At 50.7% G+C, this 14,935-nt stretch carries 12 protein-coding genes; 3 read left to right on the top strand and 9 right to left on the bottom strand.

Annotated features, from left to right (window positions below):
- Positions 1-47 precede the first annotated feature (47 nt).
- From A0W33_RS00450 to A0W33_RS00485, 8 genes are all read right to left on the bottom strand, one after another.
- Positions 48-785 carry a sulfite exporter TauE/SafE family protein gene (locus tag A0W33_RS00450; RefSeq protein WP_071890006.1) on the bottom strand — a complete coding sequence of 246 codons (738 nt, stop codon included), beginning with the start codon at positions 783-785 and terminating at the stop codon, positions 48-50.
- A 2-nt stretch (positions 786-787) separates the two neighbouring features.
- Positions 788-1,258: a FixH family protein gene (locus A0W33_RS00455; RefSeq protein ID WP_068836336.1), complete on the bottom strand. Its 471-nt coding sequence runs from the start codon at positions 1,256-1,258 to the stop codon at positions 788-790.
- 42 nt (positions 1,259-1,300) lie between these two features.
- Positions 1,301-2,704: a cytochrome c oxidase accessory protein CcoG gene (gene ccoG, locus A0W33_RS00460; RefSeq protein ID WP_068836337.1), complete on the bottom strand. Its 1,404-nt coding sequence runs from the start codon at positions 2,702-2,704 to the stop codon at positions 1,301-1,303.
- 296 nt (positions 2,705-3,000) lie between these two features.
- Positions 3,001-4,203 carry a c-type cytochrome gene (locus A0W33_RS00465; protein ID WP_068836338.1) on the bottom strand — a complete coding sequence of 401 codons (1,203 nt, stop codon included), beginning with the start codon at positions 4,201-4,203 and terminating at the stop codon, positions 3,001-3,003.
- Positions 4,200-4,397, bottom strand: coding sequence for a hypothetical protein (locus A0W33_RS00470; protein ID WP_068836339.1), 198 nt, complete (start codon positions 4,395-4,397; stop codon positions 4,200-4,202). Before A0W33_RS00470 ends, A0W33_RS00465 begins: the two co-directional genes overlap by 4 nt.
- A gap of 111 nt (positions 4,398-4,508) precedes the next feature.
- Positions 4,509-6,701: a cytochrome-c oxidase, cbb3-type subunit I gene (gene ccoN / locus A0W33_RS00475; RefSeq protein WP_068836340.1), complete on the bottom strand. Its 2,193-nt coding sequence runs from the start codon at positions 6,699-6,701 to the stop codon at positions 4,509-4,511.
- A 351-nt stretch (positions 6,702-7,052) separates the two neighbouring features.
- Positions 7,053-7,244: a cbb3-type cytochrome oxidase assembly protein CcoS gene (ccoS, locus tag A0W33_RS00480; protein WP_068836341.1), complete on the bottom strand. Its 192-nt coding sequence runs from the start codon at positions 7,242-7,244 to the stop codon at positions 7,053-7,055.
- Positions 7,245-7,410: 166 nt separating this feature from the next.
- The gene (locus A0W33_RS00485; protein ID WP_068836342.1) at positions 7,411-9,813 is read right to left on the bottom strand and encodes a heavy metal translocating P-type ATPase; all 2,403 of its coding nucleotides are present in this window, start codon (positions 9,811-9,813) and stop codon (positions 7,411-7,413) included.
- A gap of 513 nt (positions 9,814-10,326) precedes the next feature.
- On the opposite strand from A0W33_RS00485, the gene A0W33_RS20795 reads away from it, so the two are divergent.
- A complete protein-coding gene (locus A0W33_RS20795) occupies positions 10,327-10,491 on the top strand; it encodes a hypothetical protein (RefSeq protein WP_157577979.1) in 165 nt (54 codons plus the stop codon).
- A gap of 305 nt (positions 10,492-10,796) precedes the next feature.
- Here the strand turns inward: A0W33_RS20795 and hemN are convergent, their stop codons facing one another.
- On the bottom strand, positions 10,797-12,167 hold the full coding sequence (hemN, locus tag A0W33_RS00490; RefSeq protein WP_068839850.1) for an oxygen-independent coproporphyrinogen III oxidase: 1,371 nt from the start codon (positions 12,165-12,167) through the stop codon (positions 10,797-10,799).
- Positions 12,168-12,978: 811 nt separating this feature from the next.
- On the opposite strand from hemN, the gene A0W33_RS00495 reads away from it, so the two are divergent.
- Together A0W33_RS00495 and A0W33_RS00500 are read left to right on the top strand one after the other, a co-directional pair.
- A complete protein-coding gene (locus A0W33_RS00495; RefSeq protein ID WP_068836343.1) occupies positions 12,979-13,302 on the top strand; it encodes a hypothetical protein in 324 nt (107 codons plus the stop codon).
- 286 nt (positions 13,303-13,588) lie between these two features.
- Entirely contained in the window at positions 13,589-14,167 is a 579-nt protein-coding gene (locus tag A0W33_RS00500) for a class I SAM-dependent methyltransferase (RefSeq protein WP_068836344.1), read from the top strand.
- Positions 14,168-14,935 lie beyond the last annotated feature (768 nt).

The following is a 14,935-nucleotide window of genomic DNA, read 5'->3' on the forward strand; positions in this document are numbered from 1 at the left end:
GAAGGTGATAAAATCTTATAATTCGCTTTTGAGTTAAGTCTATTTCGTTACGGTAGCTCGGCCTTTGCCACAACAGGCTTGCTGCAGCAGCTCATTTCTGTTTTATGCGTAGGAGTTTCCACTACTTCTGGGCTCAAGTATGGGATGCCCAACCCCAGCCCGCGAACGATGAAAAGCACCGCCAGCGTCGTTCCGACATATGGCACAGCACGGTTAAAGAAGCTGCGCATTTTCAGGCTGATTAGCTTGCCGGACAAGGACACCAGGAACATGAGCGGAAAAGTGCCCAGGCCAAACAGCGCCATGTACAGCATAGAACCCTGTACTCCGGGTGCACTGATAGCACCCGCCAGGGCGATATACACAAAGCCGCAGGGCAGCAAGCCGTTTAGCAGACCAACCGTAAATAGCGAGGAAAGGGAGTTTTTCTGGAAGTAGTAGCCCAGCTTTTTCCGCACCCACGCCATCAACTTATCGGTACCAAGAATACTTGCTGATTTACCTTTAAGTGTAGCAGGCAGTACCAGCAATAAAAGTATAAGCAGCCCAGAAAGAATGGATACAGTTTGTTGCAAACCCGCCAGCTGCAGGGTTTCACCAAAGGCACCGGCCAGTGCCCCCAGCAAGGCATAGGTCACAATTCTGCCGCTGTTGTACAGGAGCCGGCCAGCGTAGTAACGCCAGCCGGTACTCCCGACAAAGGGTAGCGCCATTGCTATAGGGCCGCACATCCCTACACAATGGAAACTACCAACTAACCCAAATATAAATCCAGCCCAGATCATGGCTACTGTATTGTTATGGTTTGCTCAGCGAAGTAGGCTTCATCCTGAGCCGTAAAGTTGACGCGCACCTTCCACAGGCCTTTCTCCAGTTCTGCTGTCTCCACCAACTGGCTCATGTCACGGCCAAGCTGCAGGGGCAGTTCCTGATCCAGCTTATCATCGGAAGGGCGGAACAGGTTAACCGTACCAAGTATGGCTTGCCCCTTCAGGCTCTGCGGAAGCTGCACCAGGATGCTGTTGTTTTCCGCGTTGTAGTTGATGGCCACATCTCCGGCAGCCTTTGTGCGGCCAACTTTATTAATGTGGTCCTGGTACTTAATTTCCTGCTCGTAATAGTTCGTGCTTACCAGGTCCACATCCTGGTTCATGGCACGGTACACGAACATGGCAATGTAGCCCATGAACAGCACCATGCATACAACGATCGCGTATGGCCAGAGGGTGAAGCTGTTATTTTTATCTGCAGTTTTCATTTGATATCACTTTTATACTTTGCCGTTCTAGCAGCTTAATAATTATTTGGCTGGCCCCATAAACTTGGTATCCGTGGTGGTGATTAGTTCATCGCCGTGGAACACGCCTACTTCAATTTCAGAGTTCAGGCCGGTTAATTGTTCCTGGGCAATTTCCATGAAGAAAATCCCCTCCACAATTCCCTGTGCTGGCAGTACCAACTCACTTCCGATTACCTTGATGGTTCCCTCTTTGTCGAGCAACTTCAGCGAAAGCGGCAGGTTGTGGTTGGTTTTGTTGATGACAGAAATGTTGTACAAGTTTCTGATATGCCCTTCCTCTGTCTTCTGGTACTGCTGCCCAGGTGTGCGCAGAATGGTTGCCTCTGCTTCGTCACGCGTCATGAGCAAAGTTGTCAGCGCTACCAAAAGTATAGCCAGCACGCCCGTCAGGCTCATGACACGCGTGGTGAAAAAGGTCCACTTCCTGCCGGTCTCCAGCGCTTCCTCCGACTCGTACCGAATCAAACCTTCAGGCTTATCGATCATGCGCATGATGTCGTTGCAGGCGTCGATGCAGGCTGTGCAGTTAATGCACTCGAGCTGCTGCGCGCCATTGCGGATATCTATACCAGTCGGGCAAACCTGCACGCATTGGTTGCAGTCGATGCAGTCGCCCTCGGTGCGCTCCTGGTTCTTTCGTAGTTTGCCTCTCGGCTCGCCACGGTTATAATCGTAAGCCACCACCACTGTTTTCTTGTCTTGCATCACGCCCTGCAAACGGCCGTAAGGACAGACAATGGTGCACACCTGCTCCCGAAAGTAGGCAAACACCCAGTAGAACACGCCTGTAAAAGCTATTAGCGTTCCGAAGCCAACCAGGTGGTTCAGCGGACCATCGGTTGCTATTTTCTGCAGCTCGTCAACACCAATAATGTAGGCAAGGAATATGTTGGCGATCAGGAAAGAGATCAGCAGGAAAACAACTGTCTTACTGCCTTTTTTCAGGATCTTCTCCGTATTCCAGGGCATTTTATCCAGTGCCTTCTGCTTCGTGTAATCGCCTTCAATGGCATACTCAATACGGCGGAAAATCATCTCCAGGAAGATCGTCTGCGGACAAATCCAGCCACAGAAAACACGCCCGTACACCACCGTGAAAAGTATGATAAATACCACGAGGGCCAGGAATGCCAGCACCAGCAAAAAGAAATCCTGCGGCCAGAACAGCACCCCAAATATCACAAACTTCCGCTCCACCACGTTCAGCATGAGCAGCGGCAGGCCGTTGATCTTGATGAACGGCCCGGCGAAAAGGAGTGCCAGCAGAAGGTAGCTGACATACTTGCGGTAATCGTACAGTTTGCCCTTCGGCTTTCTAGGGTACACCCAAATGCGCTTCCCCTGGTCATCTACTGTCGAGATGTGGTCCCGAAATTCATCGGTTGGTTTCGTTTTAAGTGCCATGGCAGTGATAAAATTGTGCGGAGATTAGTCCTGCCTGTTAATTGATTTTGAATAGTTGAATTTTGAGTGAGTGAATGGAACAAGCTTTTTCACCTGGTCTTCTTCAATGCATCTCTAAAATTCTTTTACAAAAATCCGCATTCTGCCTGTGGCAAAAGATGACCAGCATCATTAACTAGGTTGATCCTGGTCAGCAGCAGGGGCTGCACTGGAGGAGGCAACAAAAAAAACGTTGCAGGCACATTAATTTAAAGGCCTGCAACGCTAAAAAAACACTCGAAACTCAATTTAATCTATTACATCTTTTCGCCCTGCGGCTCCTTCGCGTTGGCTGGGTTGGTGCCCTGCAGGCTCAGGATGTAGCTGGATACCTCAAGCATCTGGTCTTTGGTCAGTTTGCCCTGCCAAGGCACCATGCCTTTAGAAGGCACGCCATACTTCACGGTTTTGAAGATGTCGTTCACATCGCCGCCGTGCAGCCAGTACTCATCTGTCAGGTTTGGTCCTACAGTACCCTGCCCCTCCTGCCCGTGGCAGGCAGCGCAGTTGGCGTTGTAGATCGCCTGTCCGGCTTCTAAGGCAACGGCGTCTGTCAGCACCTCGTAGTTTGTCACAGCGTTCGGGTCATCAGGCGTCATGGCGGCAAGTATAGCGGCCTGCTCCATTTCCATTTCATACTCCTCTGCCTGCAGCGCACCAGTATTGAACACATGGTAATGCAGCATGTAACTGATGGCAAACACAATGCTCACGTAGAACATGGTTTTCCACCAAGGCGGCAGGTCGTTATCGTATTCCTGGATGCCGTCAAAATCGTGGTGCGAGTGGATCTCGTCTTTGGCTTTGCCAGTCATTAGGGTAGTGTCGCCGCGCATCAGGAACAGCACACGGCCTGCAAACGAGCTGCGGAAATCCTCATCGTAAATAGAGTCGCCCAGCATCGGCACGAACAGGCGGAACAGCATCACCAGCACCGCGATAATCAGCAGGATAATAATACCAGACAGCGCAATGGTTATGTGCACGGCCAAAGGCAGGTCAGAGAATGCTACTTCATGCGGAGCAACCGCCACACCGGGATCAGCGGTTGGTGTGGCAGGTGTCTCGGCTACCGCCGCCACAGGTTTGTCGCTTTCTGCCTTTATATAGGCGATCACATTAGTAATATCCTCGTCAGACAGGGAGCTGGCGAAGGCTGGCATCGGTACTTTGTTAAACTTCTCGTACAGGGCCACCGCGTCTTTATCGCCTGCCTGCACCATCTCCTGTGAGTTCTTGATGAACTTCACCAGCCACTCGTCTCCGCGACGCTTGTGAGCATCTTTTAGTGCCGGACCTACTACGTCAGCATCCATGCTGTGGCAGGCGGCGCAATTGCCCTCAAAAATAGCCTTCCCGGCTACGGCATCCTGGGCCTTGGCTGCCGGAGCGCCCAACAGCAGCAGGCCAGCCACCAGGGCCAGGCTGCTTTTTCGGAAAATGTTCTTTATCAGGCTCATCTTCTTGTATTTTCAAGTATGGTATTGTCCTCCTCCTCGTTATCGCAGGCAATGCAACTCATGGCCTGGGTATAGTTCTTATCCATAAAGACAACATAGACGATTAGGCCCAGGAAAAACACGAAGAAGATGCTGAACGAGATAAGCGGGTATATTTCGATGCCTTCTATGGCTTGCAAAACATTTTTATACATAACTTTTTGAATTTGGACACAGGTAGCAAGACACAGGACACAAGACTTTTAGATGATGTGTACTTTCAGAATTTTGGTCTTGTGTCTTGCTACTTGTGTCTTGTGTCTCAATTATTCTTCAATTACCTCTTTCACTTTGATGTCCGTGCCCAGGCGCTGCAGGTAAGCAATCAGAGCTACGATTTCCTTTTCAGGCGCTACCTCGATGCCTTCTTTGGCCAGATCTGCGGAAATACCCTTTGCCTGCTCCATCAGCTCCTCGTTGGCGTTGGCGATGTAGGCGTCCTCGTACGGAACTCCCAGGCCTTTCAGTACTTCCAGCTTATCCTGTGTAGTGCTTAGGTCCACATCCTGCTCAAACAGCCACGGGTAAGACGGCATGATAGAGCCTGGTGACATGGAGGTTGGGTCGAGCATGTGGTTGTAGTGCCAGGAGTGCGGGTACTTGCCGCCGATGCGGTGCAAATCCGGACCCGTACGCTTGGAGCCCCACAGGAAGTTATGGTCGTACACAAACTCACCTGCTTTGGAGTACTCGCCGTAGCGTTCTGTCTCTGATCTGAACGGGCGCACCATTTGGGTATGGCAGTTCACGCAACCTTCCTTGATGTACAGGTCGCGGCCCTGCAACTCCAGCGAAGTATAAGGCTTCACACTGGCAATGGTCGGCACGTTCGACTTGATCACAAAGGCAGGAATGAACTCTACCAGACCACCTATAAGTATAACAACTGTCGCCCAGATAGCCATCTGCGTAGGGCGCTTCTCAATCCAGGAGTGCCAGTGGCCAGCGTTGGCACTTTCAGTCTTCACAACCACAGGAGCTTCAGTTCTTTCGTTTGCTACCAGGCTTCCTGATTTAGTAGTTTTGTACAGGTTGTACACCATCAGGAATACACCGCTCAGGTAAAGGATGCCACCTATGCCGCGCATGTAGTACATCGGCACAATCTGCAGCACAGTCTCCAGGAAGTTAGAGTACTGCAGCGTTCCTTCCGGAGTGAACTGCTTCCACATCAGGCCCTGGGTGAAACCCGCCCAGTACATTGGGATGGCATAGAACAGGATTCCTAATGTGCCCAACCAGAAGTGCGCATTAGCCAGCTTCTTAGAGTGCAGTTGCGTTTTGTAAATGCGTGGGAACAACCAGTACAGCATGGCGAATGTCAGGAAGCCGTTCCAGCCCAAGGCACCCACGTGCACGTGCGCTACAATCCAGTCGGTAAAGTGGGCGATGGCATTCACGTTTTTCAGCGACAGCATCGGCCCTTCAAACGTAGCCATACCGTAAGCCGTGATAGCTACCACCATAAACTTCAGCACCGGTTCTTCGCGCACCTTGTCCCAGGCGCCGCGCAGTGTGAGCAGACCGTTAATCATACCACCCCAGCTCGGAGCCAGCAGCATTACAGAGAACACCACACCCAGCGACTGTGCCCAGTCAGGCAATGAAGTATAAAGCAAGTGGTGCGGACCAGCCCAGATGTAGATAAAGATCAGCGACCAGAAGTGAATGATGGACAGGCGGTACGAGTATACCGGGCGATTCGCAGCCTTCGGCAGGAAGTAGTACATCAGGCCCAGGAACGGCGTTGTCAGGAAAAACGCAACCGCGTTGTGGCCGTACCACCACTGCACCAGCGCATCCTGCACCCCGGCGTAGCCAGAGTAGCTTTTGAAGAGGTTAACCGGCATCTCGTAAGAGTTTACAATGTGCAGCACAGCAACTGTCAGGAAGGTGGCAATGTAGAACCAAATGGCTACGTACATGTGCTTTTCACGGCGCCTGGCAAGTGTCCCGAACATGTTCCAGCCAAACACCACCCAAATCAGCGTGATGGCAATATCGATCGGCCACTCCAGCTCTGCATACTCTTTGGAGGTGGTTATTCCCAGCGGAAGCGTAATTACGGCCGATACGATGATCAGCTGCCAGCCCCAGAAGTTAATCTTGCTAAGCAGGTCACTGTACATGCGGGTTTTGCAAAGGCGCTGCAGCGAGTAGTACACGCCCATGAAGATGGCGTTGCCCACAAAGGCGAAGATAACGGCATTAGTGTGCAGTGGCCTAACGCGGCCAAACGTAGTGTACTGGTTGCCCATGTTTACGTCCGGGTTTGCCAGCTGAAAGGCGATGATCACCCCGATCAGCATACCGGCAATGCCCCAGAACACAGTGGCTATACCAAAATCCCGAACGATCTTATTGTCATAGAAGAACGTGTCGGTGGCTCCCGTGTTTCTGCCTTTCGGCTTCAGCTTATCGGGTGCGGTTTCTAAGACTTCAGCTACATTAGTTGACATGTGCGGTGTCCTCCATTTTGTTTAATAGTGTTGTGTGATGTTTAAGTTTTTCTTAGCCCCCGAAGCGGCTGTTCCGCATGCTTGTTTTCAGCTTTTGGATGTCTGTTTTGGTGTTTCAAAATTCGGGAAGAGCAGGCTCTGAAAAGATGACAAAAGTCAACTGAGGGATTGATTGATGTCAACAGCAGGGGCGGCGGTGGCAGAAAAGAGCCTATAGCAACTGGAGATGCACTTTATACTTGCTAACCCACCTGTCTGGCGCTAGCACCATAGACCACTCTGCAAGTATGATTTGCTGATTTAGTGCCCAAGAATAAGATGAGCGTAACGGCCACTACTGGCAAGCAGGCGCTAAGCCCGCGGTTGCGCGTCAGTTTGTCCCTTGCCTTTGTTGTCGGCCACAGTTTCGTTGTCAAAGAGCATGCGCACAGCTGGCGTATAGTCATCGTCGTACTGGCCGGAACGCACTGCCCACAGAAATGCCCCGAGAAACAGCGCCGCTACCGACACGCTGACCGCTATCATGAAGAATATGATGTACATGGCTTTGTAATTATGAATGACGAATTAAGAATTATGAATTGTAGCAGTTTCCAAAAGACCTCACAGCGTGCGCAGCTCCTGCGAGTGTCTGGCTTTGAAAGGCTTTTGCTCCGTGGCTCAGACACTCGCGGGACCTTCGGACACCGCGAGGTATTCTGAGCTTCCTTTATAGCCCAGCTCTTTTGGCGACAAATTTCACCGAGAGTGTGGCAAACACAATCACGCTAAGGGAGCTAATCGGCATCAGAATGGCGGAGGCAATAGGTGAAAAGAGTCCCTGTACCGCCAGCGTCAGACCGATCACGTTGTAGAACAGCGACACGATGAACGTCGCTAGGATGATGTTCATGGTTTTTTTAGAAAAGGCCAAAAACCTGCTCAGCTTGCCAAAGGCCGTCGCGTCCAGTATGGCATCGCAGGATGGGGAGAAGTTGGTGACGCTGTTGGTAAGGGCAATGCCCGCATCACTTTGCTTCAGGGCGCCTGCGTCGTTCAAGCCGTCGCCCACCATCAGTACGTGCTGGTGCTTTTCCTGAAGCGCCTGTATGCTCTGTAGCTTCTGCACCGGCGACTGATTAAACACCAGTTCGGCCTCCTCGCCCAACAAAGCTCTTAGCCTGTCCTCCTCATGGTTGTTGTCACCGGATAGCACCGCAATCTTCTTGTCGCTCAGGTCCTGCAGGATTCCTCTCAAGCCTTCTCTATACACATTATAAAACGTATAGTAGCCCAGCACCACCCCGTCCAGCGATACATAAACGGTAGTTTTTAGGTTGTCAGAGGTTTTATCGGCGGGAATGCCCTGGTAAGCAGCAGAGCCTACCCGCACGAGCTGCCCGTTCACCTCACCGCTCAACCCTTGGCCGGTATACTCTTTGAAGTTTTCCACCGGCAGCGGCTTATCTTTCAGATTTTCGCTGATGCGCTGGCTTAGCGGATGCGTGGAGTGGCGCAACACGGAAAGTATTCTTCGCTCCTGCTCCGCTGTTAATGCCTTGCCGGTGTAGCTGATCTCGGCAGCGCTTAGCTCGGTGAGTGTGCCGGTTTTATCAAACACCACCGTGTCTATTTTGGCTAGTGTTTCTACTACCGAAGTGTTTTTAAGGAAGAACTTGTTCTTGCCGAACACCCGCAAAGTATGGCCGTGCACAAATGGCGTAGCCAGCGAAAGCGCGCAAGGGCAGGCAATAATCAGTACCGATGTGAAAGCCCGCATTGCCATGTCCATATCGCGCGGCACCCAGTAATAGAGCGTTCCGGCAGCCACGATCAGCGTCACAATTACAAACCACCTCCCGGCAGTGTTGGCGTACGTCTCTACCGAATGCGCTTCTTTCTTGGAAAAGGCGCCGTCGTTCCAGAGCTGCGTCAAGTAGCCCTGCGACACCTCTTTTACCACCTCCAACTCAATGCTCTCCCCTACCTGTCGTCCGCCAGCGTAAATCACTTCACCCGCCACTTTTTCTACCGCCTCTGATTCACCGGAAACAAAGCTGTAATCGATCATGGCCTGTCCGCGCAACAGCATCGCATCGGCAGGTATAAGCTCCTGGTTGCGGACACGGATGCGGTTGCCCACTTTCAGGTTCCGTACAGCAGTGGCTTCTTCCTTTCCGTCCTTTAATACTGTTACTGAAACCGGAAAGTAGGAAGTATAGTCTCTGTCGAAGGAGAGCGTATCGTAGGTCTTCTGCTGAAAGTATTTGCCGATCAGCATAAAGAACACAAGGCCTGTAAAGGAGTCGAGGTAGCCGGGACCAGTGCCGGTGATGATTTCATACAAACTCACGCAGAACAACGAAATAAGTCCCAGCGCAATCGGGAAATCGATGTTGATGTAACGCTGTCTGATGCCTTCCCAGGCCGAAGTAAAGAAACCCCGCGCGCTGTAGATGAACACCGGGATAGACAGAATGATGCTCAGGTAGCCGAAGAAGGAGCCAAAGCTGCGCTGCAGCCCTTCGGTTACGGCAAGGTAGTCCGGAAAAGCCAGCAACATCACGTTGCCAAAGCAGAAACCGGCAATACCGAGCTTGTAGATGATGGTGTGGCTCTGGCTCTGGATTTTCTTTCCGTCGGTATCGGCCAGTGTGATAGCCGGCTCATAGCCGAGTCGTGCCAGCAGCGTTACTACCTCGCGCAGGCTGGTTTGCTGGTGAAAATAAGTAAGTGATATTTCCTTGCGCAGGAAATTTACGGTTGATTCTGAAATTCCAGTGTTCAGCTTAAAGAGGTTCTCCAGCAACCAGATACAGGAACTGCAGTGCATCTGCGGCACGTAAAACGTCAGCTTGCAAATGGTGTCGTTGCGGAAGTTAAGCAACTGCGTTTCCACGCCCGCATCATCCAGGTAAGCAAAACGTGCATCTGACGCCTGCGCCTTTCCGGAAATGCCTGGATTTTGCTCTAAATTATAGTAGGTGCAGAGGTTGTTTTCCTCCAGCAGTTCATACACGGTTTTGCATCCGGCGCAGCAAAAGGCTTTGTCGTCTGCTAGAACGAGCTCATCCACACAGGAATCCCCGCAGTGGTAGCAGGTCTGAACATTGGTTTGGAGTGCGGCTTCCATCACAATTTTCTTTAAATGGTTTGGCACAAAAGTAGCAGGCAAGGCCGCGGCAAATGATGATGAACGTCACTAATCCCATTGATACTTCTCAACAGAAAAGGCCAATGGAGCGGCGTACCTTTGTAAGGTCAAGCAGATGAGGCACAGGGTGCTATCTGCCACCAAGGGAAGTATGGCAGGAGCCACTACACCAGGATTGTTTTAGAGTTTAGTTTAGTATATGGTATACACGGCCAAAAGCAGGTTATTTTGTAGCCTGCTTTTCCTTTTTATACTTGGTTGTAGATTTTGGCTTGATGTTGTTTGACTGCCACGTATCAAGTATAAATGCTATTCTGTTCAACCCACCCCAAACTCCTCTAAAAAACCATACTCCCTCTCCTAAAAACAGGAGAGGGAGTATGGTTTAAGTTGTACAAACAGAGGCTACAGGCATGGGAAAATATCCGCAGAAGTAGAACACCCCTGTAGTCCCCTCAAGGGGACAGTTATACTTGTTGCATAGCTACAGCAGTGGCTAGTGGAACTGTATCCAGTCCTTGGGTGGGGGTGGGGGCCCTCGAAAAAGAGCGCCTTGTAATTGATGCGGTGCCCGAAGGGCAGCCTGCAGCGCAGCGATGGCAGCTTCAATTGCACAGCGAGATGCCCGATGCCCGAGACGAGGCCTCGCTCAAATAGGGCCCCTTCCCCTGCCGTGAGCGCTCCAAAGCCAAAGGTGAAACACTGGGTAATTGGGAGCTGGAGGATAAACCGTAACTAGAAAAGATAGCTTGGTTGAATTTACAGAAGACAGTGGCTAAGTATGACTGAAAAAGTAAAGCCGCTGCTATACAAGTGTGGCTTAGCCAGCCAGTCGAGTAGCAAACCAGACACCATGATAAAACACAGGCCTGAAGACTTGCGCCAGCTAGGGATAAAGCTAAAAAAGCCCAGGCAATGCGATGGCACAGCCTGGGCGTCTCCTATAGTTATACTTGTTTATCTTATATCGCTTTGCTGAATACCTGCAACTCAGAAGGCACATTGCGCTTCAGCCGCAGGTCGAATACCATGCAGACGTTGCGAATAAAGGCTTTGCCATTTGGTGTCACTATTAGCTTATTATTGCCTAATAGCACCAGCCCTTCCTCCTCCATTTCCTCCAGCGCGGCAAAAGTATCTGCGGGAAGTATAGCAATCAGCTGCTCCTCCAGCTCAAGCTCGCCGTTACAGGCAATCTGAAGGATGGCCTCCTTTATTCGAAGGTCTTCTTCTGTCAGGAAATGGCCTTTGAAGATGCCCAGTTCAATTCTGTTTACGGCTGCTTCGTAGTCTTCTACTTTCTTTAGGTTTTGCATGTAGCCATACTTTGCGTCGCTGATAGAGGAGGTTCCCAGGCCAATCATCAAATCGGTTTGGCAGGTGGTGTAGCCCATAAAGTTACGGTGCAGCTCCTTTTGCTGCATGGCCTTGTAAAGCGGATCGTGTGGAAGCGCGAAGTGGTCCATGCCGATGTCGGTGTAGCCAAGTGCTGTCAGTTTCTGTAAACCCAATTCGTATAGCGCCCGCTTCTCCACGTTGTCCGGCAAATCCTTATCCGTATAGCTGCGCTGGCCGGGGCTAACCCAAGGCACGTGCGCGTAAGAGTAAAACGCAATGCGGTCGGGCATCAGTTGGGCCACCTTGTCAATCGTCTCACCCACACTTTGCAGCGTCTGGTACGGGAGTCCGTATATCAGGTCAAAATTCACCGAGTCATAACCGATCCGGCGGGCTTCGTCGGTCACGTGCTTCACATTTTTGTAAGGCTGGAAGCGGTTGATGGTCAGCTGCACTTTCAGATCAAAATCCTGAATGCCGTAGCTCACGCGGCGGAAGCCCAGGTCGTAGAGGGTTTGCAGGTGCTCGGTGGTGGTATTGTTTGGGTGGCCCTCAAAGCTAAACTCCTTTTCCGGGTGCAGTTCGGCCCCGGCATAAATTCCTTCCAGCAACAGGCTCAGGTTTTCAGGGCTGAAAAACGTGGGGGTACCGCCACCCAGGTGCAACTCCCGGATTACCGGCTTCTCCGGGAACTGCTGCAAGTATAAATCCCACTCCTTCAGCACCGCCTCCAGGTATCCTCCTTCCACTTTATGGTTTTTGGTGATGCGCTTGTTACAGCCGCAGTAGGTGCACAGGGCTTCGCAAAACGGCAAGTGAATGTACAGGCTGATGCCTTTCTCTGCGTTCGATTCAGCAAAAGTTCGCTGCACCATCTGCATCCATTTGTCGGCTGCAGGCTTCTCGTTATCCCAAAACGGAACGGTGGGATAACTCGTGTACCGTGGGGCCGGAACGTTATACTTCTGTACCAATCTCTCTTGCTGCGTGCTCATTTTCATATCCGTTGCTTTTACCGTTTATAACTTCCGGTTACTTCTGCAAAATTGAAGGATTCGGCCTGCCTCAGGAATGACTTTGGGCGCTCTGGCCGCTGACATTTGTCAGTTTTATTCAATAATGTCCTCCGAATATAGAACGTAGAGTAGGAAAGACCTCAACAAAGCCTCCTTGTGCCTGTTTTAACGATGCTGGGTGGGTGCAGGAAGTATTCGCTGCAGATTGATTAACTATAGACGGAGGGGAAATGACGCTATGCAACAGAGCCTATGCATGGGGCACACAAGGAGAAGGGTTTTACTGCCAGCTTAAAGCCGCTGAATTTAACAGGTTTCGGCGATGCGCCTGGCTTACTCAACTCCTCTATGCAAGGCTTTGCCGTTTATGTGCTGCAGGAACCTCTGCATCGCCAACTACACGTTTGTAGGGCACTCCATGGGAGGCAAAAATGCCTTACAGGTAGCTGCTGACGCCCCACCGGAATGGTGAAACAGTTGATTCTTTTTGCTCCCTCCCCACCTACAACTGAGCCGATGCCGGAAGAGGAAAAGGTGCGCATGCTTCGGCACCCCAGCCGTACCAAAGACGGTTTCTTCAAATTACGCTGGTCATCTGCGGCCTATAGAGGCTCGCGCCTTGCTTGCCCAACAGATCCGAATTGCATGCCGATAAGTAGCGGATAACACGAGCCGCAGCGGAAGATGCTCAGATAACTGTCTTTGTCATCGGAACTTGTGTCTGCGGCACTCCTGCGCCATAAGCTTTTGATGCCAGATTGCGTAGATGCTGTGTAGAGAAGCAAGAAATATGAGGTTTAAGGATAGCTATACATTACTGAAATTAAAATTTCTGAAGCAGCACATAGCGGCAATCAAAGCAGAATACATAAAACACAAACACACCAACGGCTTTGTGCTTGTGAACGCTGACAACCAATTTGACTTAGTGGAGCCGCCACGCTTCGTCCAGCGTGAGTTTAATAAAGAAACTTTTACCGCCGTAAATGAGACACTACCTGCCGTCGACAAAGTACAGGATACAGACTGGTTCTATTACGAGGTGTTCTGGAGACACGACTGGACAACCTGGCGCCTGAAGGAAATCTATGAGGCGCCTGTGCAGCCCTCCTGACCGGCACGGGGTTGCACGACCGAAGGCTGTTTGAAAGTCACAGAAAAAAGAGCATGTGCTATGATGTATAGTTATTTATATATAGGAGAAATAACAAAGTAATAAAAACCAAAGTATAAGACCCTACTTAGCTTATAGGTACGTAATAACCTGTAACTTATATGAAGAAGAACGTAAGGCCGAGGCAGGATGGAAAGGCACGGAAGCTTTAATCAGATTGGCAATTAAGGCAGAATTCAACAGGTGCTGCCGCATAATTCATACTTCAACAAACCCGCTCAACTTGATGAACATTGCTCAGAAAATGCCCGAAGCTATTAAAGCGCCTTTGCGGAGTGCCCGCAACATCTCCAGAATTCCTTCCTCCTATATGCGCCTGCACTGGCCAAAGGAGCCACTGAAACTGCACCTTGGCTGTGGAAACAGACGCTTAGACGGTTTTGTGAATATCGACATGAATTGGTCGGCAGCTACTGATTACCGCTGCGATATAGCCAAGCTGCCGTGCCCGGATGGCAGTGTTACCCGCATCGAAACGTATCATGTGATCGAGCATATCCCCCGCCCTCAGGCAGAGCGGGTACTTGGCGAGTGGTTCCGTGTGCTGGCTCCAGGCGGTGTGCTCGTGATGGAATGCCCTGATTTCGGAAAAGATATCGAGCAGCTTCTGGCAGGAAACCAGGATATCATGCACAGCATTTTCGGCTGGCAGCGGTTTCCCGGTGATGCCCACCACTGGGGATACACAAGCGAGACCCTGTCGGCGCTGGTGCGGCAGGTAGGCTTTACCAGCGTAAGCACGCCGCCCGCACAGGACTACCACTCCAGCAAAGAGCCCTGCCTCCGGGTGGAGGCGATAAAATAAGGCTATTTACTCCCGTAGACCTACACGTTTCTTCCCCTCTTTTAGGAGTAATTGCTTCAGGCGCCCCAGCTGTTTCTATACTTACTAAACAGAGCGCACAGCTGCTTCTGTTTGTTTCGGTAGCCAGCTGGCGTCTGCTGAAAAACTGTGGCAGTAATGGGCAAAGTGTGCCCCTCTTAGAAAATAAGGTAGCACCAGCAGCGCTTTCTTTGCCATCATTCATCGCCATTTATTAATATCCTGTACTTAATATAGTAGCTTCAAATACAATGGCCGCGCTTTATAGTACTGCAGGCAAGCTAGTGCATTTTATTCTGTGGCATAGCAAGTTTCATCTGTTAACTCGGCAGAGTTCTAACCTAACCCCGTAGTACCTGCATGTATAGCGCTGCAGGACTGGTTGCGGTTGCTTCGCCCGAGTTCTGCTACTGTTGTTTGATAGTTCAGCTTGAGGTTACACATTACCTGAGTAGGTCATCGCCTAGGATTCAACTCTCTACAACTCCTGTGCGGAGCTATCATCAAAGTACTAGAAGCAGGTCGGCTCATTAGTTTCCTTTATATCCTGCTTAAATGATTCTGGTGCTCTTCCTTCTCTCTTCTCTACTCTTAAACAAGCTTTCCATCAACCAAAAATGCTCCGCAGCAAGCCAAAATATACCTATTATACAATTCCACGTAAAAAACCATTCTTTTCAGTATGCTTAAATATACAATTCCACAGTCTGCCCCATTTTTCCACAACATATTTCATTAGGCCAATATAAT

Origin of the sequence: Pontibacter akesuensis (assembly GCF_001611675.1) — a bacterium.
In the GTDB taxonomy this organism is placed as follows: Bacteria; Bacteroidota; Bacteroidia; order Cytophagales; family Hymenobacteraceae; genus Pontibacter; species Pontibacter akesuensis.